Here is a 26783-nt window from a genome sequence, read left to right as displayed (position 1 = left end):
TGACGCACAGGCTGACTACTTGAGCCGGAAGTCGGCCATTCTGTGGCTGCTGCTCGTCCAGGCCATCGCGGTCGCCGGCTGCGGCCCACCCTGACGCTGGGTCAGGCGCCGCTCCCGCGCGGCTGAGCCCAGGATGCCCCCGACACCGTGGACATGCCGCACGTCTGGGGCCCCGGCCGCCCTCTCGTTACCGCCCTGACCAGGGCATCCTGAGAGAGAATCACATTGTGACCGACAAGCCGATCCGCTGCACATCCACAACGAGGCCGCACCGCCCGCCGTACGGCACCCGCGTCCTCGAAGAGGACACCGGCCTCATCCAGGAATACCGAGGCGGCGCATACCACGCGGGATGGCAGCCTGTCAGCACCAGCGACTCCCTCTGCCCCGCTCCCTACCGCGCTCTCCTCACCGCCACCGACGGAACCCTCCGCGACGTCGCCGCCCTCCACCGGCCCGAACCCCACAGCATCCACTCCAGCGGCCTCGTCAGCTGGTGGCAATGCAAGGGCTGCGACGCCCACGGCTACGACTGGGAGCATTCCGGCTGGCCCTGCCGCACCACCCAGCTGATCGCCTCACAACTCGGCGTATCCCTCGACGAGGAAACCGACATGCCGGACGGTGGAGCATGACCGCATCAACGTCCCGGCCAGCACCGACCAAACATGCAGCGGCCCCGCCCTCCTCCGGGAGGGCGGGGCCGCTTCGTCGTGGCCCGGGGTCAGGGCCGGCTCGACAGGATGCTGCTTACGTCGACGCGGAACGGGCCGGGAAGCCGGAGACCGACGTTCATGCTGCACCGTACGGCCGGTCACCAATGTAGAACCTGAGATCATCCGCGTCTCGATCTTCTCGACGTGCGTGGGATCAGACGGCCCGCCAGCGTGCCCGCGCCTCCCCGTCCTTACGCGTGCACCGCATCGGCGTACCTTTGGCGGTAAGCCCGTAGGCGCCCTCCGGTGCGCAGAACGCGCCCGGCCGTACGTTCCCGACCGGCTTCGCGATCGTCGGCTTCGGCTTCGGCTTCGGCTTGGTGGTGACTTTGGGTGCGGGTTTACGGGTGGGCGTGGTGGCGCGTTTCTTCGTCGGCAACGGCTTGACGGCCGGCGTCGGCGCCGCTGTCGTGGCAGCGGGTGTGGTTGTTGGCGGTTCGGTGGCGGGCGTGGGGCTGGTTTCGGCGGCGGGAATGCTGGTGGCGATAGGCCGCGCGGCGGGTTGTGGGCTGCCGCAAGCGGTCAGGGCGAGCAGGATTGTGAGTGCTGCGGTACCGGCACGCGCCTTCTTGCCGCGCTTCGCGGACGCCGGCCCGGTGGTTTGTTCGGGCATCATCACGGGATCCCCCGTCAAGGTGGTCGCTTAGGGTGGTCGGGCAAGCACGCTACTGGCCTACGTCGCGCTGGTGACATTTGATGTAGCGATAGGGTGAGCCTTCAGGCCATGGCCCACGCCCGCCGACCGCCCTCGGATCGCCCCTCTCCACCGACTATTGGCCTAACACCGCTTCAACCCGGGCCAACGTCAAACCAGCCCTGCCCTTCCACGAGGAGGGCGGGGCCGTTACGCCTAGGGGCGATCCGAGCCGACTCTCGTCAACCCGGACGCTACTGCCAGACGGACGGCTGCGCTAACCCTTGGTTGAGAAGGCGAGCCGCGTGAAGGATCTCGCAAGAACATTCCTCCGCGACCGGGTGATGGCCCGATCGACGACCTCAAACACCTTCTCGAACACCGACGCAAGCGGGGTGACTAATTGGGTGACGACCGAAACTGACAGGTCAAAAGGAGCGGACGATGCGATGTCGGGCAAGAGTAGCAGGGCGGCGAACGGGCAGCAAGGCTATGCCGTTGCAGGCGTGTATTTGTCGAATGCTTCCAGGCCAGCAGGCAATCCGACTCTCATGAAGTATCGAGCGAACCCCTGCGAGATATGCTCGCGATAAGGTGAACGGAGTCGCAGTCGAGTTCCCATTGCTTCCGCGTGATTTTCTACGACTGGCTTCGGAAGCGTATACAAATGACTGAAGTCGACAATGGTCCACGATAAAGTGGGAGGACCCACAAAGGGTGGGAGGAGCGCCAAGTTGGGGTATCGCCCCCTTGAGCACTGGCTGCGAAAATCCTTCTTCCCGTACTTCGCTGGGTTGACGCGAACTAGCTCGTCGTAATTTAGCAGTTCCGCCAGCAGCACGAACTCAACCTTGCCATCATGCTCAAGATCGCAGGACTGCGTCAGAATGACGACATCCGTCGCGACAATAGTGCCTTCCATCTCGTCAGGGTCGACACCTTCATCTTGCCACTTCAGAACACCGCACTGTGGCAGCAAATCGCCCTGCATCAGGGCGCGCCCCTTGCATAGCTCGAACCATGACTGATCAGTCATCCGCAGCGTTGTCCGCGTTCGTCGAGACAGATTCCACGCTATGCACGCGAGTCACTCGGGCGACAACGCGGATGCGGCGGCTTCCCAGAACTCGCCCCATCGAAGGCAGCGTCACATCGAGGTCGGGTTGCAGCTCGTCGCGAAGAGGCGGGCTCAAAATCTCGGAGGAGGGTACGGCGAATTGCTGCTCAAGACGCTCTAGCCATCGCCAGAGTTCTGCCGCCGCCAAGCCGGCCTCTTGGGTTACCCCTGAACTGACGTTGCCTCCGACTGAAGCCGAAGGAAGGGGAGGGGATTCAAAGAAGTACGAGGATGCGTGGTCGAGGGCATCCAGGCGACCAAGCGAATAGGTGTAGCGGCTTGGCCGACATAGGGATGACAACCCTCGCGTCTGCGATTGCTCAGGAGTTTTCGTTTGCATCGAAGATCTCCCTCAAGCGATCATTAATAAGAGACTCGAATGCGATTCTTTCTCTGTTTCTCAATTCTTCCACGTTCGCGAGAACGTTCTCAAAGCTGCATGGTTCGTTCCAGCGAAGGTCCAGGTCTAATACGAACGCGGAACCTCTATCCGACTTCTCCGGCCTGGTTGTTGCCCAGGTAAACGCGATCGTTGCCGGAATCTCGTCGTAGGTGAGTTCCATGCGGTCGAAGAAAGAATTGAGCCGAGCCGGAAAACCGGCTACTGGAAGGCCTTGGACGATAGTGAAGTAGTCTCCAAGACTAAACTGTTCGGCGGCTAGCTCGATCCTATTTATGTAGCGAACCCCTATCGTCGAGACTGCGTCAGGGTTCAATATCGAACGATACGTGGAGAGGGCGCTATCGATGCGAGCCTTAAGGGACTCCCAGCCTTCGTAGGGCCTTACGCTGTTAACCGTAAGCACGTTCGGCCCCAGGACAAGGAGGCGGCTCCCGTTTCTGAAAAGAACGCGCTGCTCTTTTCGATTAACACTGAGCATGGCTTCGTCGGGGGACTTTCCGCCAAAATTGGCCTCGACAACTTCTCGCTGCTCCGGTTCGTCGGGAAACTCACTCTTAATCTGGTCATAGAAACGACCAGGGATTGTAAGATTCCAGGTGAGGCCGCCAAGAAATCGCAATTCTACGATCGCTTCCACAATTGGCGGATTGCGGTAGATGCGCCGTTCAGGTAGATCGGGGCGTTTGGCGTCTTCCACGGAAAACCTCCCTTCCGTGCCGTAGCCCGTCAAGGCTGTCCATCCATGATGCAACAGACGGTACCTTGCCGTCTGTCCTACCAGCGCTCAACGGCGCCTGCGTCGACAAGCTTCCACGCCCTAATACGATCATGGCTAGGTCGCTGACCACATCAGCCGGAGTTGAGACCCGCTCCGGAGCGCGTGCCGTCGGCCGGTGCTTGGTTGCACGCTGCGGGAACGACCGCAAGGTTCAAACCAGCCGCAAGATCCGGAACAGACGCGGAACATTCAGGCACATCAGCCGGGAGTCGATCGACGTACGGCCTGGTGAAACGCGAGTTGACACAGTCGACGCTAGTCCCTTCCTAGAACGTGTGCACTAACGCCGGGACGGCGAGCTACGCCGAACCGGCTCATGGCACAGAACCGCGCAGCCTCCGTGAATCGCGTAGTTTTGCCCTGACCCGGTTCCTCGCAAGGAGTGCGACGCTGAGAGCCCGTCGTCGCGCGTTCACCAGGCAGCAGCGAAAGGCTCCCGCATTTACTGCCGTTCTGCGGGTCCGCGTCCTGGTGGCTGCTCGCGGCGCTGAGACGGGATGGTCATGGCGCGCAGCGCGTCCTGTGGCTTGGCCCGGGCCAGGTAGTCGCGGCGCCACTGCCGCCGCTTGCGCCGGCACGGTCGGCATCCCCACGGCAGCAGCTTGCGTTTCCCGCACATCCAGCACGCTGTCACGGCACCCGCACTTCCCCGCTGAGCGCGTGAGCTGCGTCGAGGGTCAGGGGTGCGACGATAAGGATGGTCAGCAGCGCCACGACGGCGGCGATCAGCGCGATGCGCCGTCGGCGCCGCCGGTCCCGTGTCGCGTAGTACGCCTGGTATTCGGCCCAGCGTGGGTGTGATCGCAGCCGCTGGAGACGTTCCTCGGGTGTCACGGTCAACCTCAGTATCGGAGCGCCGGGAGTGTCGGCTCGACGAGCGCGAGGACGGCGGCGGCAGCACCGATGGCAGCGGCGGCGGTGATGGTTCTGATCACGGGAGTCACCTCCCCTCGCGTGTGCGGATCCAGTGGAGCATTTTGTGCACCATGAGCACTAGGTTCCGTTCATAGTGGTCGGGGTGACTCTCGGAACAATCAGGCCACGGCTAGGCGTTCTGGCGCTTCCTGCGCGCCGGGCACCCGCAGGGGTATATGACGGGCCTATGGCTGGCTGAGGCTGACAGCGCAACCCACACCCCCGCCATCATTCGTGAGTGAACGGTTGGATACGGACGATGATCCTCGGGTGGGTGTGCGGCCTGTGTCTCGCGGGTGAACCGGCGCAGGGCGAACCGGTACCGCTGCCGCCGGTCGGCATCACCGGTACACCGCTGCCCGTCCCGTCGCCCGTGCCGCACGTGATCGAGGTCGTCCCGGTCACGCCGACGCCGCCGGCCATCCGGCCGCCGCGCTCGCCCGGGTCGTCGCGTAGGCCGGCGCCTCCGGCGGTGCCCACCACGCCACCGCCCGCCCCGGCCACGGTGCCCAGCGAGGCTTCAACGGCGCAGCCGGTGCCTCCCGCACCGCCGCCGCCCGCCTGGCCGGACACCGGCCCGGCCAGGCCGCCAGGGCACCCGGACACGTCGGACGACCGCCCCCGTCCCGCGCCGCCCCTGCCGCCGTGGACGGCCCCGCAGGCCGTCGCGCCGCCCTCGACGACCGTCACCGCCGGCGGCGATTCGGGATCCCCGACCTCGGGGACACCCGTGCCGCCGACATGCCCGCCCTCACTGTCCCGCGGTGAGGCGGTGGTGGCCGTGAACACGCAGGCCACCGGCCTGCCCGTGCCGCGCGCTCATCCCCCGCCACGACCGTTCCTGATCACCCCGCCAATCTGGAGCTGATCAGGAGATGACGTCATGGAACGAGCTGTGATTTGGGTGCCCGACACCATCACCGAGCCGGTGCCGGCGGCCGCGAAGTGCATGTCCTACGCCGAGCAGCAGGGCTACCTCGTGCAGGGAGTGGTGCACGCGGTCTGGGCCCGCGCTGAGGAAATGATGTCCGCTGGCACCATCGACGTGGTGATCGTCGCCGACAGGACGCACGTGCCCGCCAAGCGGGCACCGCGGATCGAGCTCGCCGACGTCGGTCCCATGTTCGCCGGGGCGGAGGGCGGCGCGGCATGCACGCCGCGCCGTCGCCGGCCTCGGCGTCTACGCTGAGACGCACCGTGCGCCACGTTGCTCGGGATGCCTCCCCGGGCAGGCAAAGCGTCTTGGTCAGTCGATGGGCAGCGGCAGGCTGTCCACAGCGGCCCGCTTCAGCGGGCTGCTGGTGTCGATGTAGACCTGCGTCGTCGACGGGGAAGCGTGGCCCAGCAGTTCCTGAGTCACCCGCACGTCACCGCCGGCGGCCCGGTGCACATGGGTGCCGTACCAGTGCCGCAGCCGGTGCATGGTCACGCCGCGGTGCCGCAGGGTGCGCTGGAGGTGGTAGTTGGCGCGTTCGCGGACCTGGCGGCGGTTGGCGCGGCCGGTGCCGTCCGGATGGTGGGCGACCGGCCCGTCCGGCAGGTCCCGCACCGCGGCCCACACAGCGGCCGGCGTCGGCACGATGCGCTCCCGGTCGCCCTTGCCGCGGATCCACGTGTCCTCGGCGGTGATGTGCTGACGGTCGAGGCGGGAGATCTCGATGCAGCGCAGGCCCTCCCCGGCTGCCAGCAGGTACCACAGGCGGAAGGGGTCGCGTCCCCGGCGCAGGATGTCGCGCAGCTGATCGTGGGTGACCGGGCGGGCTGCCCGGCGCGGGACGTCGACGTGGGGCAGGTAGCGGCTGGGGTCGAAGTCGAAGCGGTCGGCTTCGGGACGTTCTTCGCTGCATCCCCAGCGGAAGAACCCGCTGACGGCGGCGCGGTAGAGGGCGCGGGTGCCGGGCTTGCGGCCGTCGGTGTAGATGACGGCGCGTAGTTCGTCGGCGTTGGCGTCGCACAGGCCGTAGGGCAGGTCCCGGTCGAGACGGGCCAGCAGGTCGGTGTAGGTGTCGAGGGTGGTGCCGCTGTGCCGGCCGTTGGCGCGTAGGTCGTGGATGTAGGCGGTGATGTACGGGTCGGTCACCGGTCTGCCCGCCTGCTGGCATCCCGGGCGGTGTCGCGTCGGATCTGGACGCAGGCGATAGCTCCGGGCAAGAGAACGGCGAGGGTGTGTGCCGCTTCGAGGTCGTCGTCGGAGAGGCTGGCGACGGCGTCGATCAGCAGGTCCTCGCTGCTGAAGGTCATGCTCCAGTCCTGGTCGAGCATGACTGCGGCGCCGAGTTGCTGCCGGCCGGTGGCGGACAGGCGACGTGGTGGGCCGTAGAACGTGGATAGGGTGCTCATGGTCGGACCTCCCGAGTCCGGTCAACGCCCCGGCGCGTCGTTGCGAGCGACGCCCGGGGTCGCCTTACTGCTGTTCAGCGCGCTTCATGCGGGAATCGTGCATCGATATCGGTCAGCGCGGCATCGTCCGTCCGGCAGGACGATTCAGGCGCGGCCTGCGCTGGCTCGGGTGCGTGGGGGATACCGGGCGGGTGACCTCAGCCGCGGGTCGGCCGTTCGACTGGCGGGGGCGGCGGGGACGTTCGGGCGTGGTCCGGCCGGCTGCGTGAGATGCCTGACTGGGCAGGTCTTCCGAACGATTGTTCGGTCAGACTAGCGTCATGGCTGAGAACTCCCCCGTCGAGCCCGCTGCCGAGTTTGTCACAGACATCGGCCTGCGCCGCATCGACCACGTCGGGATCGCCGTGGCCGACCTGGACGCCGCGATCGACTTCTACCAGCGCACGTTCGGGATGCGCTGCGTGCACACCGAGACCAACGCCGAGCAGGGCGTACGCGAGGCGATGCTCGCGGTCGGGCCGGACGCCTCCGGCGGCATGGTGCAGCTGCTCGCGCCGCTGTCCCCGGACACCACGATCGGCAAGTTCCTGGACAGGCGCGGTCCCGGCATCCAGCAGGTGGCGTACACGGTGGCGGACATCGACGTGGCCTGCGCGGCGCTGCGTGAGCGCGGCGTCCGGCTGCTCTACGACGCACCCCGGCGCGGCACCTCGAACTCCCGGGTCAACTTCGTGCACCCCAAGGACGCCGGTGGCGTGCTGATCGAGCTGGTCCAGCCGGCCTGACGCGCGCGGAGGGGGCCGGTCGCGGCCCCCTCCCGGCATGCGGGAAGGCGCGCGGCAGTGCGCACTTGCACGTTCCCACGGACACCTCCACGCATCGGTGGATGCAGTTTTTCACAGAGGGGTTCCCGCTTTAGCTACCGTTCAGTAACGTCCGCCCGAACAGCAGCGGCGACCGGTTGCCGAATGTGTCGATTGCCGACATGGCGGTCCCGTCGCACCGGCGCCGACGATGGCAGCACCCCTGCCCGCGTCGTGCGGGTGCGGACAAACGGGAGGTCACCGTGCAGGACATCCTCGAAGCGATCATGGCGGCGGAGGGTTCGTCGCAGCCGGAGCGGGAGCTCGCCGGCCTCGCCGGCCTGCCCGTGCCGGAGAGCTACCGGGGCGTGGTGGTGCGTGCCGAGGACACCCGCATGTTCGAGGGCATGGCCACCCGCGACAAGGACCCGCGCAAGGCGCTGCACGTGCAGGAGGTGCCCACCCCCGAACTGGGCCCGGGTGAGGCGCTCGTCGCGGTGATGGCCAGCGCGATCAACTACAACACGGTGTGGACGAGCATCTTCGAGCCGCTGCCCACCTTCAAGTTCCTCCAGCGCTACGGCCGGCTCTCCGAGCTGACCCGCCGCCACGACCTGCCGTACCACGTGGTCGGCTCGGACGCCGCGGGCGTGGTGCTGCGCACCGGGCCGGGCGTGACCAAGTGGAAGGCCGGCGACGAGGTGGTCGCGCACTGCCTCTCGGTCGAGCTGGAGGACTCCGCCGGCCACGACGACACGATGCTCGACCCGCAGCAGCGGATCTGGGGCTTCGAGACCAACTTCGGCGGCCTGGCCGAGATGGCGATCGTCAAGGCCAACCAGCTGATGCCGAAGCCGCGCCACCTGAGCTGGGAGGAGGCGGCCAGCCCGGGGCTGGTCAACTCCACCGCGTACCGGCAGCTCGTCTCGCACCACGGCGCGAACATGAAGCAGGGCGACGTCGTGCTGATCTGGGGCGCCTCCGGCGGCCTCGGCGGCTACGCCACCCAGATGGCGCTCAACGGCGGCGCGATCCCGGTCTGCGTGGTCTCCTCGCCGGAGAAGGCCGAGCTGTGCCGCAAGATGGGCGCCGAGCTGGTCATCGACCGCACCGCCGAGGGGTTCAAGTTCTGGTCCGACGAGCACACCCAGGACCAGGACGAGTGGCGGCGCTTCGGTGAGCGCATCCGCGAGCTGACCGGCGGCGAGGACCCGGACATCGTCTTCGAGCACCCGGGCCGGGAGACGTTCGGCGCCAGCGTCTACGTCGCCAAGAAGGGCGGCACGATCGTCACCTGCGCCTCCACCAGCGGCTTCAACCACCAGTACGACAACCGCTACCTGTGGATGCACCTCAAGCGCATCGTCGGTAGCCACTTCGCCAACTACCACGAGGCGTGGCAGGCCAACCGGCTGGTCGCGCTGGGCAAGGTGCACCCGACCGTGTCGAAGACGTACGCGCTGGAGCAGACCGGCCAGGCCGCGTACGAGGTGCACCGCAACGCGCACCAGGGCAAGGTCGGCGTGCGGTGCCTCGCCCCCGCCGACGGGCTCGGCGTCCGGGACATCGAGATGCGTTCGCGCCACGAAAGCGCCATCAACCGGTTCCGCGGTCACTGACCGTACGGTCGCCCCGGATTGCCTTTCCGGCCGACCGGGGCGCCATTCGACCGGCGTACGCACAAAGGGCCGCGGGTGCCGACCCGCGGCCCTTTTCGCGCCGCCTTCCCCGCAGAAGCCCGACCCGCCCCACCCGCCCGGGAGCTGCCAAGATCGCCAATTGGTCCGGGTCTCACCGGACGGCGGAGTTGACCATGTAAACAGGACGCGAAAGGTGCCCACCGCTCTTGCGAACCACCCTGGGGCGTCTGCCAGTATGTCCCAATGCCCCAGCAGCAGTCCTCCCCTCTTGCGTTCTTCGATAACGCGAACTCACAGCCCGATTTCACCGTTGGCCTGCGTGGTTACAACACCAACCAGGTCGACGACTTCATCGGCCGCCTCAGCGCCGCCCTGAGCCAGTCCGAGCAGGCCCGCGCCGAGGCCGAGCAGCGGATGAACGACGCCCAGCGCCGCCTGCGGCAGGCCGAGCAGCGCCAGAGCGCGCTGGAGCAGAAGCTCACCGAGACCAACAAGCAGCTCGAGGAGAACAGCCGGCCGACCCTGTCCGGCCTGGGCACTCGCGTCGAGCAGATCCTGCGGCTGGCCGAGGAGCAGGCCAACGACCACCGCAACGAGGCCAAGCGCGAGTCGGAGGGCATCCTCTCCGCCGCCCGCCTCGAGGCGCGCGAGATCACCGACAAGGCACGTGCCGAGGCCGCCGCCATGAAGGCGACCGCCGAGCGCGAGGCCGGCAGCGTCCGTACCGCCGCCGAGCGCGAGGCCGCCGAGGTCCGCGTGCAGGCCCGCCGCGAGGCCGACACGCTGCGCGCCGACGCCGACCGCGAGACCAAGCAGCTGCGTACGGTCACCGCGCACGAGGTGGCCGAGCTGAAGTCGACTGTCGAGCGCGAGGTCGCCACGCTGCGCGCCACCGCCGAGCGGGAGATCACCCAGCAGCGGGCGAAGGCCGCCCGGGAGGCCGAGGAGAAGCGGGCCGAGGCGACCAAGCTGCTCACCGACGCGCGCGACAAGCGCGACAAGGACCTCCAGGCCCTGGAGCTCCAGCTCGCCGAGCGGCGCGAGAAGGCCGAGCGCGAGGAGTCGGAGCGGCACGCCGCCCAGGTCGCGCAGACCCAGAAACTGGTGAACGAGGCCGAGCAGCGGGCCCGTGCCGCGCAGGAGCGGGCCAAGGAGATCGAGCAGCGGGCCGAGGCCCGCCGGGTCGAGTCCGAGCGCACCGCCAACGAGACCGTCGACAAGGCCAAGGCGCTGGCCGACAAGACGCTCAACGAGGCGCGCGCCGAGGCGCAGCGGGTGCTCAACGAGGCCCGCACCGAGGCCGAGCTGACCACGCAGGCGGCCCGCCGCGAGGTCGAGGACCTGACCCGCCAGAAGGACGCGGTCACCTCGCAGCTCGGGCAGATGCTGTCCGGCCTGGCCGGCATCGTGCCGGGCGTGCCGGCCGGCGGCAAGGCCGAGGCGCCGAAGGCGGACGCCTCCGGCCAGAAGGTGTCGGCGGAGTCGGCCGGCTGATCGAACACCCGCTGTCGGGGGCATGAGCCACGGCGCGGGGTGACGCCGGGTGACCGGTGTCGCCCCGCGCCGTCATGCTTGTGCGGCCCGTTTCGCCAGGAGGGTGAAGTAGCTCCCAGAAGGGGCGTCCGTATCGCCCCAGCAGAGCCGGATGCGTGTGAGGATGGGGGCATGTCGCACGGCGAGGAACTGTTCGCGCTCGGCGGGGACGTGACGACGGAGCCCAGCTTCGAGTCCGCCCTGCGGGGATACGAGAAACGGCAGGTCGACCGCTACGTCGCTCGCGCGGAGCACGAGATCGCGGCGTTGACCACCGAGCGGGAACAGGCGTACACCCAGATCCACAAGCTGGCCGGTCAGGTCGAGGTGCTCCAGCGCGACCTGGCCCAGGTGCGCAAGCAGGCGGCCGTGGTGGACCGGGCGTCGTTCCGGCACCTGGGTCCGCGCGTCGAGCAGATCCTCACCATGGCCGAGGAACAGGCCGACGAGATCCTCGGCGCCGCCAACGAGGAGATCGAGGCCCGCCGCGCCGCCGCCGAGCACATCGTCGAGGAGGCCCGGGAGCAGGCCGCCCAGGCGCTCAAGGACTTCGAGATCGCGCTGGCCGCCCGCCGGGCCGAGGAGGAGCGGCACACCGCCGCCCGCAAGGCCGAGGCCGAGGCCACGCTCAAGGCCGCAAAGGACGAGTCCGCGCAGCTGCGCAAGGCCGCGCAGGACGAGTCGACGAAGCTGCGGACGGCCGCCCAGGACGAGGCCGAGAAGCTGCGCCGGACCGCCCAGGACGCGCTGGCGAAGGCCCAGCAGGAGGCCACCCAGCTCCGCGACACGGCCAAGGAGATCCACGCCCGGGCCCAGCAGGAGGCCGCGCGGCTGCGCGAGGCGGCCAAGGAGGCGCTGGCGAAGGCCCAGCAGGAGGCGAGCCAGCTCCGCGAGGCGGCCAAGGAGGTGCACGCCAAGGGCCAGCAGGAGGCCAAGCGGCTCACCGACGCCGCCGCCGAGGCCGGCCGGGCCACGCACGCCAAGGCGCTGGCCGAGGCCAAGAAGATCGTGGACGACGCGGAGGAGGCCGCCAAGGCCACCCGCGGCCGGGCCCGCACCGAGGCCAACCGGCTCACCACCGAGGCCGCCGAGGCCGGCAAGCGCAACCGCGCCGAGGTCGAGGCGTACGTGCAGCGCATGCGCACCGAGACCGAGGCGTACGTGCAGCAGTCCCGCGCGCAGACCCAGCAGGAGCTGGGCGCCTGGCGGGCGGGGGTGGAGAAGGAGGTCGCCGAGCGGCGGGACAGCGCGGAGAAGGAGCTGGCCCAGCGCCGGGCCGCCGCCGAGCAGGAGTTCGCCAAGCGCCGCGACGAGCTGGACAAGCAGCACGCCAAGCGGCAGGAGGAGCTGGAGCAGGCGTACACCACGCGGCGCGACGAGATCGAGCGCACCGCCGCCGGCGTCCGGGAGGCCGCGGAGGCCGACGCGCTGAGCATGCGGCAGCAGGCCGAGCTGGAGGCCGCCGAGCTGCTGCGCCGCGCCGAGGCGGACGCCACCGCGCAGCGCCGCAAGGCCGACGAGCACGTGGCGGCCTCGCGTCGCCAGTTCGAGGAGTACGCGGCCACGACCCAGCAGCACCTCGCCACCACCCAGCAGCACCTGGCCTCGACCCAGCAGGAGGTGGCCGCCGGCCGGCAGCAGCTCGCCGGGGTGATGCTGGAGATCGCCAAGGCCCAGCAGGAGCTGGCCGACCTGCGTACCGAGACGTGGAAGTCGCGGCAGGAGTCCGACGACCTGCAACGCCGCCTCACCGATCTGCGGCGCGACGCCGACTCGGCCGGGATCGCGGCCACCCCGGTCGACCCGGACGACCTCGCCACCGCGGCCTCAGGGCGGGCCGGCGACGACGGCGGCGAGCCCGCCGACATCCCGGTCGGCAGCGGTGCGCCGGTGGCCGCGAAGGGCGCCGCCACGACGGCCCCCGACGGCACCGGCCCGGCGAAGGGCGACGGCGAGCCGGCCGAGGCGGGCAAGGCGAAGCCGGTCGGTGAGCCGGTGACCACGATGGACTCCCCCGCCGGCGCGGGCGTCGACGGGGAGCCCACTGTGGCCGCCGTACCGGGCGAGGGTGGCCGGGGCGCCACCCCGACGAAGATCACCAGCACCGGCGAGAACGGCAAGCGCCCGACCAAGCCGACCACCGACGAGCGCAGCGCCAAGCCCAGCACGGTCAGCGTCGACAAGGACTGATACCCCCCGCCGCGCCGGATCGGGGAGGTGGTGGCATCCGCCGCACCCGGACCCCACCACTTCCCCGAACCGGCGGGCCCAGCGCCACGTCGGGGAGGTGGCGGCATCCCACCCACCCGGACCACACCACCTCCCCGAACCGGCGGGCGACCCGCGCCGGGGCGGTCCGGCGGGACGGGCCGGCGGGAAGTGGTGTGGGATGGTCGGGGCGGACGGCGGCGACTACCCTGCGGGCAGAGGGCCGCGCGTCGGCCGTGGACGTCACCGGCGGGCGAGCCGGGCAGCGCGGAAGCCGGGAGGCACGGGTGTCGCAGGAGGGCTCCGCCACCCCGGATGACAAGGCGGCGGCCGTGAACACCGCCGGCGAGGCGGAACCCGCGCCCGACGCCAACCGCACCGCCGGCAACCCACGAGCCGGCACCGGCACGAGCAGCGAGCGGCCCGTCGACGTCGAGCCGGGTGAGTTCGAGCCGAGCGGGCGTTTCGGCGTACCGGGGCGGCCGCTGCGGCGCAGCGCCTTCCTGGTCGGGTTCACCGGCGCGCTCGGCGTGCTGCTGGCGTACGCGCTGTTCCTGGGCATCCGCAACGCCGCGGGCATCCTGGTGCTCGTGGTGATCGCGCTGTTCCTCGCGGTCGGCCTGCACCCGGCGGTGGTCCGGCTGCACAAGTGGGGCGTGCCGCGCGGCCTGGCCGTGGCGGTGGTGACGCTCACCGTGCTGCTGCTGATCGTCGCCGGTCTGCTGGCGCTGGTGCCGCCGGTGGTGACCCAGTCCGGCCAGTTCATCCAGCAGCTACCCGGCTACGTCGAGGAGCTGCGCCGCAATCCCACTGTCAACGACCTCGTCATCCGGTACGACGTGATGGAGCGGGTCCAGGCGGCGGCGAACGCGGACACGATCGGGCGGGCGCTCGGCGGCGTGCTCGGCGGCGCGCAACTGGTCTTCGGGACGATCTTCCGTCTGCTCACCGTGCTGGTGCTGACGATCTACTTCCTGGCGTACTTCGACAAGCTGCGCGAACTCGGGTACGCCCTGGTGCCGCGCTCGCGCCGGCAGCGGGTCCGGCTGATCGGCGACGAGATCCTCACCCGGGTCGGCGCGTACATGGTCGGCGCGCTCGCCATCGCGGTGCTGGCCGGGGTGACCACGTTCGTGTTCGCGCTGGCGGTCGGCCTGCCGTACCCGTTCGCGCTCGCCGTGGTGGTCGCGGTGACCGACCTGATCCCGCAGATCGGCGCGACGCTGGGCGCGGTGGTGGTGACGCTCGTCGGGCTCGCCACGGACCTGCCGGTGGGCATCGCCTGCCTGGTGTTCTTCGTGCTCTACCAGCAGGTGGAGAACTACCTGATCTATCCCAAGATCATGCGCCGGGCGGTGTCGGTCAACGAGGTGGCCGCGTTGCTCGCCGCGCTGCTCGGGGTGGCGCTGCTGGGCGTGGTGGGCGCGCTCATCGCGATCCCGACCGTCGCCGCGTTGCAGCTGATCCTGCGCGAGGTGGTGCTGCCCCGCCAGGACGCCCGCTGAGTCGTTACTCGGCGCGCCGCTGGGCCGGGCCGGGCACCGGGGTGTCCGCGAACGCGGCGACCGTGCGGTCGGCGTACGCGCTGGCGTCTCCGGTCTCCATCGGGCCGTCCCAGGTCGTCGGCAGCGGCAGCGGTACGCCGGGGGCGACCCGCCGGACGACCTCGTCCAGCACCTTCTCCGCGTCGCCGACCCAGAGGTGCTTGGCGCCGTCCACGCCCACCACCTCGGCCTGCGGCACGGCGGCGAACCGCTCCCGGGCCTCCTCCGGGCGCAGGTAGTCGTCGAACTCGGGGACCAGGGCGGTCAGCGGCTTGCCCGTCTCGGCCCAGACCGCCAGGTCCTCCGGCGCGGAGTAGCGCAGCGGCGGGGAGAGCAGGATCGCGCCGGCCACCGCCGGGTCGCAGCCGTACTTCAGCGCCAGGTCGGTGCCGAACGACCAGCCGACCAGCCAGATGTTCGGCAGCTCGTGGAACTCGGCGTACTCGATCGCGGCGGCCACGTCGAACCTCTCACCGACCGCGCCGTCGAACGTGCCCTCGCTGGTGCCGCGGACGCTGGTGGTGCCCCGCGTGTTGAAGCGGAGCACGGCGAGGCCGGCCAGGGCGGGCAGCCGCCAGGCCGCCTTGCGGAACACGTGGCTGTCCATCATCCCGCCGTGGGTGGGCAGCGGATGCAGGCAGACCAGCGTGGCGGCCGGTTCGCGGTCCAGCGGCCGGGCCAGCTCGCCGACGAGCGTCAACCCGTCGGCTGTGTGCAGCTCGATGTCCTCCCGGCGGCCGGGCAGGATCGACGACGCGCGAATCGGAGTGCTCACGCCTGCCAGTCTCCCGCGTCGGCGGCCCCGCCGCCCAGCGGGACGCGAACCGGGTGATCCAGATCGCTCAGCCGTAGCGCGGGGCACCCCGGCCGCGCTGGAGGTTCGGCCCGCGCCGGTCCCGGGCCCGCCAGCAGCCGGAATGCCAGTGCCGGCGGTCGGTCAGGTCGCCCCGGTCGTCGGCCGGCCAGGCCACCAGGTGCGCCACGCCGGGGCGGATCTCCTGGTCACAGCCGGGACAGCGGTACGTCTTGACCGACGCGCCGCCGCTGATCGCGCGTATCTGCCAGTCGCCGTCGCGCCACTGCTGCACGGTCGGCACGCCGTGGCGGGCACGCTCGGCGTCCAGGCCGGGGCCTTCTTCCCGGCGAGGGCGGTTGCGACGGGGGCTCACGGTCACCAAGCGTACGGTCCGCCGGCCGGACCGGCCCGGGTCGGGCGGCCGGCCGGCGGACGAGCGCTCAGTCCCAGGTCTCCGGGCGGGTCGGATCCGGCGCAACCTGGACGCCGCCCAGCACGAGCGCCGCGTCGAGTTCGTCGAACCCCTGCTCCGGCCAGCCGTAATCGGCGAGCAGGCGCGACTTCGGCACGCCCAGAAGCTCGATCCGATCCTGTGCCGAGTAGAGGTGGGCGGGACGCCCGCCGATCGTCATGTTGCGGTCGACGGTGTGCGGCGAGGTCTCGGCCGCGTACTGGTAGGAGACGCTCATCTGGTGGTTGTCGGCACGGACGATGCCGAACCGGGCGGTCACCAGCCGCGGGAAGCCGGTCACGTTGACCCGGCAGCTGGCGACCCGGGCGCCGTCCGGCACGGTCGTGACGCGGACCGGAGCACCACAGCGGCGCGCCTCGGTCAGCCGCAACGCCTCGGCCGCGACGGTCAGCGCCGTGTCCTGTTGCGCCGACACGCTGGCCCGCGCGTACAACCCGGGCGCCGGTCGCCACTGCCGGACCTGGATCGGCATCCCGTCGACGGTCAGCGTGCTGGTCCGGCCGTCGAACGCCGCCTCCTCGGCGAGCGCAGCGACCTCGAACGGCACCCCCTCGGCGCTGGCCTCCCGCAGCGTCTGCGACGAGCGCGCCAGCTCGACAGTGACCTTCCGCCCGTCGCCGACGTCCAGCCCGACGGTCTCCCGGCCCTGCGACGCCTCCCAGCTCAGGTAGCGGGCCCGGGTGGTGTCGACGCCGAAGTGCAGCACCCCGGCGTCGGTGCCGACGACCTCCGGCGCGGCCGCCGCTCCCGGCGCGGCCCGCATCAGCGGTGGCGCCGCCCCGGCCGACGCGGCCGGGCCGGCCGGGCCGGTGAACGGCCGGTCCACGCCCGGCAGGCCCGGGACGACGGCCAGGCCGCCGAGCAGCGCGACCAAGGCGAGACCCCCACCGAGCACGGCCCGGCGACGGCGTAGCCGACGACGGCCACCCGTCACGGCCCCGGCGGTCAGCCGGTCGATGTCCACGGCACCCTCGGCGTGCTCCCGCAACACCGAGACGATCCGCTGGTCGAGGTCGGTCACGGCCGGCTCCCCTTCGTCATCGGGACGCCGCAGCGCTCCCGGAGGTGGGCGAGCGCCCGCATCGCGTGGGTGCGGACGGTGACCGGGGAGCAGTCGAGGATCTGGGCGATCGTGGCGTCGTCCAGATCCTCGTAGTAGCGCAGCACCAGCACGGCGCGCTGGCGGTCCGGGAGGGCGCGGATCAGCCGCCACATCTCGTCCCGGTCGGCCGCCTCGCCGCCGAGGTCGCCACGCTGGGGCCGGTCGGCGAACGTGTCCACCGTCAGCTCGCGGTTGGTTCGCCGCCGCCACCAGGACGTGTTCGCGTTGACGAGCATCCGCCGCACGTACACGTCGGGCCGGTCGGCGCGGGCGATCTTCCGCCAGTGCACGTACGCGCGGGCCAGCACGTCCTGCGTCAGGTCCTCGGCCCGGTGCGCGTCACCGGTCAGCAGCCGGGCCAGACGCAACAGAGCCGGGCCGCGGCTGCCGACGTACTCCTCGAATGTCACACCTCGAAGACGCCGTCACCGGGCCCGGCTGTTGACAGCGGTCAGCGCCGGGTGTGGTCGCGGAAGCCGCGGCCGGACTTGCGGCCCAGGTAGCCGGCCGTGACCAGGTGCTCCAGCAGCGGCGCCGGGGCGAAACCGGGCTCGCGCAGCTCCAGGTACAGCTCCCGCTGGATGGCCAGCGAGACGTCCAGGCCGACCACGTCGAGCAGCTCGAACGGGCCCATCGGGTAGCCGCAGCCGAGCTTCATCGCGTAGTCGATGTCGTCGGCGGTCGAGTAGCTGGCCTCCAGCATCTTCACCGCGTCGTTCAGGTACGGGAACAGCAGCGCGTTGACGATGAAGCCGGACCGGTCGCCGCAGACCACGCCGGTCTTGCCCAGCTTCGCGCAGACCGCGCGGGCGGTGGCCGACGTCTCGGCGGAGGTGCGGATGGTCTGCACGATCTCCACCAGCGGCATGATCGGCGCCGGGTTGAAGAAGTGCAGGCCGACCACGTCGGCGGGGCGCTGGGTCGCCATCGCCACGTCGATCACCGGCAGCGACGAGGTGGTCGTGGCGAGCACGACACCCGGCTTGCAGATCTCGTCCAGGCTGGCGAACAGCGCCTTCTTGACGCTCAGCTCCTCGATCACGGCCTCGACCACCAGGTCGACGTCGGCCAGGTGCTCCAGCGTCGCGGACCAGGTGATCCGGCCGAGCGCGGCGTCCCGGTCGGTCTCGCTGAGCTTGCCCCGCACCACGCCCTTGTTGAGCGAGGTCTTGACCGCCTCGCAGACCTTCGCGGACTTCTCCGCGCCCCGGGTCACCGAGACGACCTCGTACCCGGCCTTGGCGAACACCTCGATGATGCCGGTGGCCATGGTCCCGGAGCCGACCACGCCGACCTTCGCGATGGCGCGGGCGCCGTCGGCGAGCGCGGCGTCCGCGGCGAGCGGCGTGTACTCGTCGGGTACGACCTTCGGCGAGCCCGGCCGCTCGTAGGTGTAGAAGCCGCGACCGGACTTCCGGCCCAGCAGACCGGCGGTGACCATCTGCTTGAGCAGCGGGGCCGGGGCGTGCCGGCGGTCCCGGCCGCCGCGCCGGTACATCGTGTCGAGGATCTCGTACGCGGTGTCCAGGCCGATCAGGTCCATCAGCGCGAGCGGGCCCATCGGCAGGCCGCAGCCGAGCTTCATGGCGGCGTCGATGTCCTCGCGGGTGGCGTAGCGGGCCTCGAACATGCCGACCGCGTGGTTCAGGTAGCCGAACAGCAGCGCGTTGGCGATGAAGCCGGCCCGGTCGCTGATCGTCACGTCGACCTTGCCGAGCCGCTCGCAGAGCGCCTCCACGTCGGCGACCACGTCGGCCGAGGTGACCACCGTGCGGACCACCTCGACCAGCTTCATCACCGGGGCCGGATTGAAGAAGTGGATGCCGATGACCTGGTTCGGCCGGGTGGTGGCGACGGAGATCTCGGTGACGCTCAGCGAGGACGTGTTGGTGGCGAGGATCGCCTCGGGCTTGCAGACCCGGTCCAGCTCGGCGAAGATCCGCTGCTTGAGGTCCAGGTGCTCGGGCACCGCCTCGATCACCAGGTCCACGTCGTGCAGCGCGTCCAGGCCGACCCGGAAGTCGACCCGGGCCAGCAGGGCGTCCCGCTCGGCCTCGGCGAGCTTGCCCTTGGCCACGGCCCGGTCCGTGGAGCCGGTGAGCGTGGCCCGGCCGCGCTCCAGCGCCCCGTCGGAGATCTCGACGGCTGTGACGTCGACGCCGTTGCGGGCGAACACCTCGACGATGCCGGCACCCATGGTGCCCAGACCCACCACGCCCACCCTGGTGAACTCCCGCGCCACGACCGGCCTCCCCTGGCTCGACTCCGCCGTTCGCGACATGAACGGCCGCTAAGGTTATGCGCCGGAGTCTGCCACGTGACGCTGTGTTGTCGAGACGCCGTGGGATATTTCACGCACCGCGCCTCACCCGGTGGCGTTCTCCCCCACCAGCGCCAGCAGCTCGGCGACGAACTCCGCCGGCCGCTCCAGGTGCGGGCTGTGCCCGCAGCCGGGCAGCACCACCTCCCGGTAGGTCCCGCCGGCCGCCGCGTACCGCTGGAGCACCGCGCGGGTCTGCCCCACCATCGGCTGCGGCGGGCACTCCTGCGGGCCGGGCCAGCCGGGCACCACACCGAGCTGACCGAGGTACGCCAGGTCGAACAGCGAGGTGTCCGAGACGATCACGTCGGCGTCGCCGCGTACCCAGGTCACCGGCGGCTTGACCGGCGCGGCGACCAACTCGTCGGCGAGCCGGAAGTGGGCCGGGGCCAGCGCGTTGAGCACGCCGCGCGGCCCGGCGGCGGTCCCCGGCCAGTGCGGCGAGGCGACGGCGGTGCCCGGGTAGTTGTCGTCGCCGGTGGCGGTGGTCAGCATGCTCTCCAGCAGCAGGTCCTCGTCGTCGCCCAGGGACGCCGGGTCGGCCACGTACGCGGCACGCAGCACCGCACGCGGGCTGGTCGGGCCGTCCGCGCCCCGGTCACCGGCGGCGAGCCGGGCCACGAAGTCCGGATTAGCGCCGCCGGCACCGGTGCCGGCGAAGTCGGGCGTCGTCGGGGTGCCGTCGAGGTCCCGGGTGCCGCCGAAGCCGTACGGGGACACCGGCGCCTCCAGCAACAGACCGGCCACCCGCTCCGAGTGGCCGACGAGCAGCCGCATCGCCACCCCACCGCCCAGCGAGTGCCCGGCCACCACCGGCCGCGCGCCGGGCCGGAACAGCCCCGGGGCGTCCAGCAGCGCGGCCACGTCGTCGGCGAAGTCGTCCAGCCCTCGGGTGGCGTCGACCGGCGCGGTGTCGGTCTCGCCGTAGCCGCGCAGGTCGGGAGCGACCACCCGGAGCGTGTCCGGCAGCCGGGCAAGCAGCGGTTCCCAGAACGCGGAGGAGGAGACGTTGCCGTGCACCAGCAGCACCGGCACGCCGTCCGGTGGACCGGCCACGCGGACCGCCTGGGTGATGCCGTTGGCCTGGACCGTGAGCCGTGCGCTGCGCATCCGCGCATGCTGGCACGCGCCCCCACCCCCGCACCATGTCTCCCACCCCCACACCGCCCACCCCAACCATGGGCGCACACCCCCCGCCTCACGGAACCGCACGCACGCGCCACCCCCCTTAGCGCGTCGATCATGAAGTTAGCGGCGACAAATCAGACGCAGAACGCCGCCAACGTCATGATCGACGGGCCTGGAAGCGCCCACCCGGCCCACCCACCCGTCCGCCGGCCCCGTCGCCGGTCGCATCGCCGCGGTGATCAAGGAGTTTGCGTCACCGCGGGAGCCGTTTCCGTACCCAAACTCCTTGATCAACGCGGGTGGGTGGGCCGGGTAAGGAGCGCCGGGAACGCGGCGGGTGCGGAGGGCTAGCGGGCGTCGGCCGGCTGGGCCTCGCGCGCCTCGATCGGCTGGCGCGGCCCGGGGACGGGCAGCGGCAGGGTGGGACGCTGGTCGCGGCGCAGCGCGCCGAAGCTCATCCCGACCGGGTCGGTCCGGGCCACGCCCGGGTCGTAGAGGCGCAGGTCGGTACGGCCCAGCCGGACCACGTCACCGTCGGCGATCGCCACGCTGCCGGTGACCCGGGTGTCGTTGAGCCAGGTGCCGTTGGTCGAGCCGAGGTCGGTGAGCATCACCCCTTCGGGGGTGGCCCGGACGGTGGCGTGCCGCCGGCTCAGGTGCGGGTCGGCGAGCACGATGTCGGCGGTCGGCGCGCGGCCGATCACCTGCGCGTCCTGGCCGACCCGGAACGTGAGCCCACGCATCGCCCCGCCGGACACCGTCAGCAACGGCATCAGCTCAGGATGCTCCTCCATGGACAGTCGACCTCCACCCCACATCGCCCCGCGGCGTCAGCCTGCCACCTCACCGTAGTGGCTTGCACCACCGCGCGGTCACCCCCGCGACCCCGGCCGGTCATCTCCCGTTCGCCGTTTCGGACGGCACTTCCGTCGATGCGACGGCTGATCGTCCGCGCAGCGTACGGCGCGTTCGACACCTACCGGCGAGTAATCCTCGGGTCTAGACTTCGGCCATGACCGCTGTGCATGTGCCGGGCGCCCCGCTCATCTCCGAGGGTCTGCTGGTGTCGACCAGCCCGGCCACCGGCGCCGAGGCAGGCAGATTCCCGCTGGCCGCCGAGGCGGACGTGCGTGCCGCTGTCGACCGCGCCCGGGAGGCCGGCGACTGGTGGGCCGGGCTCGGCTTCGCCGGCCGACGGGACCGCCTCCAGCGCTGGCGCGGTGTGCTCGCCCGGCGGATCGAGGAGCTGGCCGACCTGATGCACACCGAGGGCGGCAAGCCGGTCGGTGACGCGGTGGTGGAGATCCTCACCGCGCTGGAGCACATCGACTGGGCGGCCCGCAACGCCCGGCGGGTGCTCGGGCCGCGCCGGGTCCGCTCCCGCCTGATCCTCGCCGAGTTCACCGGTCACCTCGAATACCAGCCGTACGGCGTGGTCGGCGTGATCGGCCCGTGGAACTATCCGGTCTTCACGCCGATCGGCTCCGCCGCGTACGCGCTCGCGGCCGGCAACGCCGTGGTGTTCAAGCCGAGCGAGTACACCCCTGCGGTCGGTCAGTGGCTGGTCGACCGGTTCGCCGAGGTGGTGCCGGAGCAGCCGGTGTTCCAGGTGGTGCACGGCTTCGGCGCGGTCGGTGCGGCGCTGTGCCGTTCCGGGGTCGGCAAGGTGGCGTTCACCGGCTCGACCGCGACCGCGAAGCGGGTGATGGCCGCCTGCGCCGAGTCGCTCACGCCGGTGCTGCTGGAGGCCGGCGGCAAGGACGCGATGATCGTCGACTCGGACGCCGACCTGGACGCCGCGGCGGAGGCGTGCGTGTGGGGCGGGCTGACGAACGCCGGCCAGACGTGCATCGGCATCGAGCGGGTCTACGCGGTCGACCAGGTCTTCGACGCCTTCGTCGACAAGGTGGTGGCGAAGGCCGGCCGGCTCACAGTGGGCGCCGACGGGTCCGACCTCGGCCCGATCACCATGCCGTCGCAGATCGACATCATCCGCCGGCACATCGACGACGCGATCGACCGGGGCGGCCGGGCGGTGCTCGGCGGCCCGGAGGCGGTCCAGCCGCCGTACGTGCACCCGACGGTCCTGGTCGACGTGCCGGAGGACTCGGCCGCCGTGCAGGAGGAGACGTTCGGGCCGACGCTCGTGGTCAACCGTGTCAGCGACGTGGACGAGGCGGTCGAGCGGGCCAACGCGCTGCCGTACGGGCTCGGGGGTTCGGTCTTCGGCCGGGCGCGGGCGGTGGCGGTGGCGCGGCGGCTGCGTTCCGGGATGGCCTCGGTCAACTCGGCGCTGACGTTCGCCGGCATGTCGACGTTGCCGTTCGGCGGCACGGGCGAGTCCGGCTTCGGCCGCATCCACGGCGAGGAGGGGCTGCGCGAGTTCGGCCGGCCCAAGTCGGTCACCCGCCGCCGGGCCCGGTCGCTGCTGCCGGCGATGACGTTCGAGCGCACCCCGGCCGACGTTGCCCGCATCGTCAAGATCGCCAAGCTGATGTACGGCCGGGGCCGCTGAGGCAGCGCCTCAGAACAGCGTCAGCTCGTCGCGTTCGATGCCGCGCAGCTTGTCGTAGTCGACCACGACGCACCGGATGCCCCGATCGGTGGCGAGCACCCGGGCCTGCGGCTTGATCTCCTGCGCGGCGAACACGCCGGCCACCGGCGCGAGCAGCGGATCGCGGTTCATCAGCTCCAGGTAGCGGGTGAGCTGCTCCACGCCGTCGATCTCGCCGCGCCGCTTCACCTCGACCGCCACCGCGCCGCCGGCCGCGTCCCGGCAGAGCAGGTCGACCGGCCCGATCGCGGTCATGTATTCCCGCCGGACCAGCGTGTAGCCCTCCCCCAGCGTCGCCGGGTTCGCGGCGAGCAGCTCCTGGAGGTGCGCCTCGACGCCGTCCTTGCGCAGGCCCGGGTCCACACCCAGCTCGTACGAGGTGTCCTGGAAGATCTCCTCCAGGGTGATGCGCAGTTCCTCGCCGGCCTTGTTGACCACCCGCCAGACGCCGGGCGCCTCCTCCAGCCGGCAGGGCGGGCTCATCCAGTTCAACGGCTTGTAGGCCCGGTCGTCGGCGTGGATCGACACCGACCCGTCCGCCTTCACCATCAGCAACCGGGTCGCCGGGGGCAGATGGGCCGAGAGCCGTCCGACGTAGTCCACCGAGCACTTCGCAATGACCAACCGCACCCGCCGAGGGTAGCCGAGGCCCCGGCGGACGCCGACGAGCGCCACTGGCGTACCGGTGCCATATTGAGATCGTGCTCGAAGTCCTCACCGGTTCCGGCCTGGCCGCCTCGGCGGGCCTGAACGCCTACATCCCGCTTCTGCTGATGGGTCTGCTGTCCCGCTACACCGATCTGGTCGAGCTGCCGAGCGGCTGGCAGTGGCTCGGCAACGGCTGGGTGGTGCTGATCCTCGCGGTCCTGCTCGCGGTCGAGGTGGTGGCCGACAAGGTGCCGGTGGTCGACCACGTCAACGACGTGGTGCAGACGGTGGTCCGGCCGACGGCCGGCGGGCTCGCGTTCGGCGCGGGCGCCGGCTCGGAGACGGTCACCGTCAGCGACCCGGACACGTTCTTCTCGTCGCACCAGTGGGTGCCGGTGGTGGTCGGCGTGTTCATCGCGCTCGGCGTGCACCTGCTCAAGGCCGCCGCCCGGCCGGTCATCAACGCGACCACGGCCGGTGTGGGCGCGCCGGTGGCCAGCACCGCCGAGGACGCGACGAGCGTCGTCATGTCGGTGGTGGCGCTGCTGCTGCCGGTGCTGGTGCTGGTGTTCCTGGTCGGCCTGGTGCTCTTCGTGCCCTGGCTGTTCCGCCGTCGACGGGAGCGGCGCCGGGAACGCGCCGCCGCCCGGGAGGCCGGTTTCCGCGTCTGACCGTGGCGGCTCAGCGGCTCTCGTACGTCATGCAGTCGGCCATGTCCATGTCCGGGCCGACGGTGATGGCCGGGGCGTGGCACTCCAGGTCGGCGTTGTGCCGGCAGTCCGAGCGCGAGCACGCACCGACCTGGGCCACGAGCTGGTCGATGCCGCCGCGCACGGGCATCTCCACGAACGTGTGGCAGTGCGCGTGGTCGCTGCTGCCGATGGTGATGGCGAACGCGTGGCAGTCGTTCGTGTGGTTGTAGGCGCAGGACCGGACGGCGCACTCCTGGACCCGGGGCATCTCCAACGACGCGGTCATCATCTCGCCCTTCAGTGGGTGTCTTGCCCCGACTTTAGGCTTTGTGATGCTTTCAGCGTGCGGGATCCAGCGCGTTCGCCTCGCGGATCACGGTGACGAGTTCGTCGATGATGCCGGTGAGCGCGAAGTCCTTCGGCGTGAACACCCGGGCCACCCCGGCGGTGCGCAGCGCGTCGGCGTCGGCGGCCGGGATGATCCCGCCCACCACCACCGGCAGGTCGCCCCGCCCGGCCGCGCGCAGCCCGTCCAGCACCGCCGGCACGGCGGCCAGGTGCGAGCCGGACAGCACGGAGAGGCCGACCAGGTCGACGTCCTCCTCCACCGCCGCCGCGACGATCTGCCCGGCGGTCAGGCGGATGCCCTGGTAGACCACCTCGAACCCGGCGTCGCGGGCGCGTACCGCGATCTGCTCGGCGCCGTTGGAGTGCCCGTCCAGCCCCGGCTTGCCGACCAGCAGCCGCAGCCGGCCACTGCCCAGCTCCCGGGCGGTCGCGACGACCCGCTCGCGGACCCCGGCGAGGGTCGCGTCACCGGCTGTGCCGACCGCCCCGGCCAGGCCGGTCGGCGCGCGGTACTCGCCGTACACCTGGCGCAGCGCGCCCGCCCACTCGCCGGTGGTGACACCGGCCCGCACGCAGTCCAGCGTCGCCGGCATCAGGTTCGCCGTGGTGGCGGCGTCGGCGCGCAGCCGGTCCAGCGCCGCCTCGACCGCCGCCGCGTCCCGGTCGGCCCGCCACCGGCGTACGCCGTCGGTTGCCGCCTCCTCGACGGCCGGGTCGACCTGCTCGATCGCCTCGGCGCCGGCTGCGGTCAGCGGCGACGGCTCGGTCTCGGTGAACCGGTTGACGCCGACCACCACGTCCGAGCCGGACTCCATCCGGCGGCGCCGGTCGGCGAGCGAGGCCACCAGCGCGCTCTTGAGGTAGCCGGTCTCGACGGCGGTGACCACGCCGCCCATCTCCAGCACCTTCTCCAGCTCGACCCGGGCGCCGGAGACGATGTCGTCGACCAGCGCGGTCATCACGTGCGATCCGGCGAACAGGTCCGGGTACTCCAGCAGGTCCGACTCGTACGCCAGCACCTGCTGCATGCGCAGCGACCACTGCTGGTCCCACGGGCGGGGCAGGCCCAGCGCCTCGTTCCAGGCGGGCAGCTGCACGGCGCGGGCGCGGGCGTCGCGGGACAGCGTGACGCCGAGCATCTCCAGCACGATGCGCTGGATGTTGTTCTCCGGCTGCGCCTCGGTCAGGCCCAGCGAGTTGACCTGGACGCCGTAGCGGAACCGGCGCTGCTTCGGGTTCTCCACGCCGTAGCGGTCGCGGGTGATCTCGTCCCAGAGCGCGCCGAACGCGCGCATCTTGGCGATCTCCTCGACGAAGCGCACCCCGGCGTTGACGAAGAACGAGATCCGCTGGACCACGTCGCCCATCCGCTCGGGCGGCACCTGGCCGGAGTCGCGCACGGTGTCCAGCACGGCGACGGCGGTGGCCAGCGCGAAGCCGACCTCCTGCACCGGCGTGGCGCCGGCCTCCTGGAGGTGGTACGAGCAGATGTTCACCGGGTTCCACCGGGGCATCTCACGCAGCGTGTACGCGATCACGTCGGCGGTCAGCCGCAGCGACGCCGCCGGCGGGAAGATGTACGTCCCCCGGGACAGGTACTCCTTGATGATGTCGTTCTGCGTGGTGCCGGCGCAGCGGCTCAGCTCCGCGCCCTGCTCGGCGGCGACGGTGCCGTAGAGGCCGAGCAGCCACATCGCCGGGGCGTTGATGGTCATCGAGGTGTTCATCTCGGCCAGCGGGATGCCCTCGAACAGCGCCCGCATGTCACCCAGGTGCGCCACCGGCACGCCGACCCGGCCCACCTCGCCGGAGGCCAGCTCGTGGTCCGGGTCGTACCCGGTCTGGGTGGGCAGGTCGAAGGCGACCGACAGGCCGGTCTGCCCCTTCGCCAGGTTGCGGCGGAAGAGCGCGTTGGTGGCCGCGGCGGAGGAGTGCCCGGCGTACGTGCGCATCACCCACGGGCGGTCCCGCTCGGGCAGCCGTCCCGGCATCGCGTCGTCCATGGCCGGAGTTTAAGTTACCGTTCAGTAAAAGAGAGTGTGGAAAACCACACAACCCGATGCCCGTGCCGGTGGGCCGGCGTGCTCGGCCG

Annotated in this window: 26 protein-coding genes; 9 read left to right on the top strand and 17 right to left on the bottom strand. The window is 71.1% G+C overall.

What is annotated here, in order from left to right; all coding sequences use genetic code 11:
- The first annotated feature begins 227 nt into the window (after nt 1–227).
- Nucleotides 228–635, top strand: a complete 408-nt coding sequence (locus ACN27C_RS14135) for a hypothetical protein (RefSeq protein WP_422751331.1) — start codon at nt 228–230, stop codon at nt 633–635.
- 235 nt (nt 636–870) lie between these two features.
- Here the strand turns inward: ACN27C_RS14135 and ACN27C_RS14130 are convergent, their stop codons facing one another.
- The 5 genes from ACN27C_RS14130 to ACN27C_RS14110 form a co-directional block, all read right to left on the bottom strand.
- Nucleotides 871–1332 carry a hypothetical protein gene (locus tag ACN27C_RS14130; protein ID WP_422751330.1) on the bottom strand — a complete coding sequence of 154 codons (462 nt, stop codon included), beginning with the start codon at nt 1330–1332 and terminating at the stop codon, nt 871–873.
- A 508-nt stretch (nt 1333–1840) separates the two neighbouring features.
- Complete coding sequence (locus ACN27C_RS14125) at nt 1841–2386, bottom strand: hypothetical protein (protein ID WP_422751329.1); 546 nt, start codon at nt 2384–2386, stop codon at nt 1841–1843.
- 401 nt (nt 2387–2787) lie between these two features.
- Entirely contained in the window at nt 2788–3567 is a 780-nt protein-coding gene (locus tag ACN27C_RS14120; protein ID WP_422751328.1) for a TIGR04255 family protein, read from the bottom strand.
- 711 nt (nt 3568–4278) lie between these two features.
- Entirely contained in the window at nt 4279–4488 is a 210-nt protein-coding gene (locus ACN27C_RS14115; protein WP_422751327.1) for a hypothetical protein, read from the bottom strand.
- 303 nt (nt 4489–4791) lie between these two features.
- The gene (locus ACN27C_RS14110) at nt 4792–5352 is read right to left on the bottom strand and encodes a hypothetical protein (protein ID WP_422751326.1); all 561 of its coding nucleotides are present in this window, start codon (nt 5350–5352) and stop codon (nt 4792–4794) included.
- A 115-nt stretch (nt 5353–5467) separates the two neighbouring features.
- Between ACN27C_RS14110 and ACN27C_RS14105 the strand changes: the two genes are divergently transcribed.
- Nucleotides 5468–5752, top strand: a complete 285-nt coding sequence (locus ACN27C_RS14105) for a hypothetical protein (protein WP_422751325.1) — start codon at nt 5468–5470, stop codon at nt 5750–5752.
- Nucleotides 5753–5809: 57 nt separating this feature from the next.
- Here the strand turns inward: ACN27C_RS14105 and ACN27C_RS14100 are convergent, their stop codons facing one another.
- Together ACN27C_RS14100 and ACN27C_RS14095 are read right to left on the bottom strand one after the other, a co-directional pair.
- Complete coding sequence (locus ACN27C_RS14100) at nt 5810–6643, bottom strand: tyrosine-type recombinase/integrase (RefSeq protein ID WP_422751324.1); 834 nt, start codon at nt 6641–6643, stop codon at nt 5810–5812.
- The gene (locus tag ACN27C_RS14095) at nt 6640–6903 is read right to left on the bottom strand and encodes a hypothetical protein (protein WP_422751323.1); all 264 of its coding nucleotides are present in this window, start codon (nt 6901–6903) and stop codon (nt 6640–6642) included. The genes ACN27C_RS14100 and ACN27C_RS14095 overlap by 4 nt, the downstream gene beginning before the upstream one ends.
- Nucleotides 6904–7223: 320 nt before the next feature.
- Here ACN27C_RS14095 and mce point away from each other — a divergent pair, with 320 nt between their 5' ends.
- The 5 genes from mce (at nt 7224) to ACN27C_RS14070 (ending at nt 14592) form a co-directional block, all read left to right on the top strand.
- Complete coding sequence (gene mce, locus ACN27C_RS14090; RefSeq protein WP_422751322.1) at nt 7224–7688, top strand: methylmalonyl-CoA epimerase; 465 nt, start codon at nt 7224–7226, stop codon at nt 7686–7688.
- A 281-nt stretch (nt 7689–7969) separates the two neighbouring features.
- The gene (ccrA, locus tag ACN27C_RS14085; RefSeq protein WP_262014027.1) at nt 7970–9325 is read left to right on the top strand and encodes a crotonyl-CoA carboxylase/reductase; all 1356 of its coding nucleotides are present in this window, start codon (nt 7970–7972) and stop codon (nt 9323–9325) included.
- A gap of 264 nt (nt 9326–9589) precedes the next feature.
- Nucleotides 9590–10840 (top strand): DivIVA domain-containing protein, encoded by a 1251-nt coding sequence (locus tag ACN27C_RS14080; protein ID WP_047894792.1) that lies wholly within the window; start codon nt 9590–9592, stop codon nt 10838–10840.
- Between the two features lie 171 nt (nt 10841–11011).
- Nucleotides 11012–13069 carry a hypothetical protein gene (locus ACN27C_RS14075; protein ID WP_364802451.1) on the top strand — a complete coding sequence of 686 codons (2058 nt, stop codon included), beginning with the start codon at nt 11012–11014 and terminating at the stop codon, nt 13067–13069.
- A 305-nt stretch (nt 13070–13374) separates the two neighbouring features.
- Nucleotides 13375–14592, top strand: a complete 1218-nt coding sequence (locus ACN27C_RS14070; protein WP_120573408.1) for an AI-2E family transporter — start codon at nt 13375–13377, stop codon at nt 14590–14592.
- Between the two features lie 4 nt (nt 14593–14596).
- On the opposite strand, the gene ACN27C_RS14065 is transcribed toward ACN27C_RS14070, so the two are convergent.
- The 7 genes from ACN27C_RS14065 to ACN27C_RS14035 form a co-directional block, all read right to left on the bottom strand.
- Nucleotides 14597–15406 (bottom strand): alpha/beta hydrolase, encoded by an 810-nt coding sequence (locus tag ACN27C_RS14065; protein ID WP_422751321.1) that lies wholly within the window; start codon nt 15404–15406, stop codon nt 14597–14599.
- Nucleotides 15407–15473: 67 nt separating this feature from the next.
- Nucleotides 15474–15806, bottom strand: a complete 333-nt coding sequence (locus tag ACN27C_RS14060) for a hypothetical protein (protein WP_120573406.1) — start codon at nt 15804–15806, stop codon at nt 15474–15476.
- A 61-nt stretch (nt 15807–15867) separates the two neighbouring features.
- The gene (locus ACN27C_RS14055; protein ID WP_120573405.1) at nt 15868–16920 is read right to left on the bottom strand and encodes a hypothetical protein; all 1053 of its coding nucleotides are present in this window, start codon (nt 16918–16920) and stop codon (nt 15868–15870) included.
- Complete coding sequence (locus ACN27C_RS14050) at nt 16917–17411, bottom strand: SigE family RNA polymerase sigma factor (RefSeq protein WP_357236161.1); 495 nt, start codon at nt 17409–17411, stop codon at nt 16917–16919. Before ACN27C_RS14050 ends, ACN27C_RS14055 begins: the two co-directional genes overlap by 4 nt.
- Before the next feature lie 41 nt (nt 17412–17452).
- Nucleotides 17453–19243: a 3-hydroxyacyl-CoA dehydrogenase family protein gene (locus ACN27C_RS14045; protein ID WP_120573403.1), complete on the bottom strand. Its 1791-nt coding sequence runs from the start codon at nt 19241–19243 to the stop codon at nt 17453–17455.
- A 123-nt stretch (nt 19244–19366) separates the two neighbouring features.
- Nucleotides 19367–20431, bottom strand: coding sequence for an alpha/beta fold hydrolase (locus tag ACN27C_RS14040; RefSeq protein ID WP_364802457.1), 1065 nt, complete (start codon nt 20429–20431; stop codon nt 19367–19369).
- Nucleotides 20432–20796: 365 nt separating this feature from the next.
- Entirely contained in the window at nt 20797–21243 is a 447-nt protein-coding gene (locus ACN27C_RS14035; RefSeq protein ID WP_120573401.1) for an FHA domain-containing protein, read from the bottom strand.
- A 218-nt stretch (nt 21244–21461) separates the two neighbouring features.
- Here ACN27C_RS14035 and ACN27C_RS14030 point away from each other — a divergent pair, with 218 nt between their 5' ends.
- Nucleotides 21462–22964: an aldehyde dehydrogenase family protein gene (locus ACN27C_RS14030; protein ID WP_422751320.1), complete on the top strand. Its 1503-nt coding sequence runs from the start codon at nt 21462–21464 to the stop codon at nt 22962–22964.
- Between the two features lie 9 nt (nt 22965–22973).
- On the opposite strand, the gene nucS is transcribed toward ACN27C_RS14030, so the two are convergent.
- Entirely contained in the window at nt 22974–23633 is a 660-nt protein-coding gene (gene nucS, locus ACN27C_RS14025; protein ID WP_252454510.1) for an endonuclease NucS, read from the bottom strand.
- Between the two features lie 71 nt (nt 23634–23704).
- On the opposite strand from nucS, the gene ACN27C_RS14020 reads away from it, so the two are divergent.
- Entirely contained in the window at nt 23705–24322 is a 618-nt protein-coding gene (locus tag ACN27C_RS14020; RefSeq protein WP_120573399.1) for a DUF4126 domain-containing protein, read from the top strand.
- 10 nt (nt 24323–24332) lie between these two features.
- On the opposite strand, the gene ACN27C_RS14015 is transcribed toward ACN27C_RS14020, so the two are convergent.
- Both ACN27C_RS14015 and ACN27C_RS14010 read right to left on the bottom strand, forming a co-directional pair.
- Nucleotides 24333–24629, bottom strand: a complete 297-nt coding sequence (locus ACN27C_RS14015) for a DUF1540 domain-containing protein (protein ID WP_120574165.1) — start codon at nt 24627–24629, stop codon at nt 24333–24335.
- A 52-nt stretch (nt 24630–24681) separates the two neighbouring features.
- A complete protein-coding gene (locus ACN27C_RS14010; RefSeq protein WP_121685146.1) occupies nt 24682–26694 on the bottom strand; it encodes a protein meaA in 2013 nt (670 codons plus the stop codon).
- Between the last annotated feature and the right edge of the window lie 89 nt (nt 26695–26783).

Origin of the sequence: Micromonospora sp. WMMD1219 (assembly GCF_049315215.1) — a bacterium.
Classification (GTDB): Bacteria; Actinomycetota; Actinomycetes; order Mycobacteriales; family Micromonosporaceae; genus Micromonospora; species Micromonospora tulbaghiae.
The sequence above is the reverse complement of the archived record's forward strand: the minus strand, read 5'-3'. Positions and strand labels throughout refer to the sequence as shown.

Coding starts and splice junctions, on each gene's coding strand:
- ACN27C_RS14095 (WP_422751323.1), bottom strand. CDS start 6,903: ATGAGCACCCTATCCACGTTCTACGGCCCACCACGTCGCCTGTCCGCC.
- ACN27C_RS14035 (WP_120573401.1), bottom strand. CDS start 21,243: ATGGAGGAGCATCCTGAGCTGATGCCGTTGCTGACGGTGTCCGGCGGG.
- ACN27C_RS14015 (WP_120574165.1), bottom strand. CDS start 24,629: ATGACCGCGTCGTTGGAGATGCCCCGGGTCCAGGAGTGCGCCGTCCGG.
- ACN27C_RS14125 (WP_422751329.1), bottom strand. CDS start 2,386: ATGACTGATCAGTCATGGTTCGAGCTATGCAAGGGGCGCGCCCTGATG.
- ACN27C_RS14030 (WP_422751320.1), top strand. CDS start 21,462: ATGACCGCTGTGCATGTGCCGGGCGCCCCGCTCATCTCCGAGGGTCTG.
- ACN27C_RS14080 (WP_047894792.1), top strand. CDS start 9,590: ATGCCCCAGCAGCAGTCCTCCCCTCTTGCGTTCTTCGATAACGCGAAC.
- ACN27C_RS14040 (WP_364802457.1), bottom strand. CDS start 20,431: ATGCGCAGCGCACGGCTCACGGTCCAGGCCAACGGCATCACCCAGGCG.
- ACN27C_RS14130 (WP_422751330.1), bottom strand. CDS start 1,332: ATGATGCCCGAACAAACCACCGGGCCGGCGTCCGCGAAGCGCGGCAAG.
- ACN27C_RS14010 (WP_121685146.1), bottom strand. CDS start 26,694: ATGGACGACGCGATGCCGGGACGGCTGCCCGAGCGGGACCGCCCGTGG.
- mce (WP_422751322.1), top strand. CDS start 7,224: ATGGCTGAGAACTCCCCCGTCGAGCCCGCTGCCGAGTTTGTCACAGAC.
- ACN27C_RS14075 (WP_364802451.1), top strand. CDS start 11,012: ATGTCGCACGGCGAGGAACTGTTCGCGCTCGGCGGGGACGTGACGACG.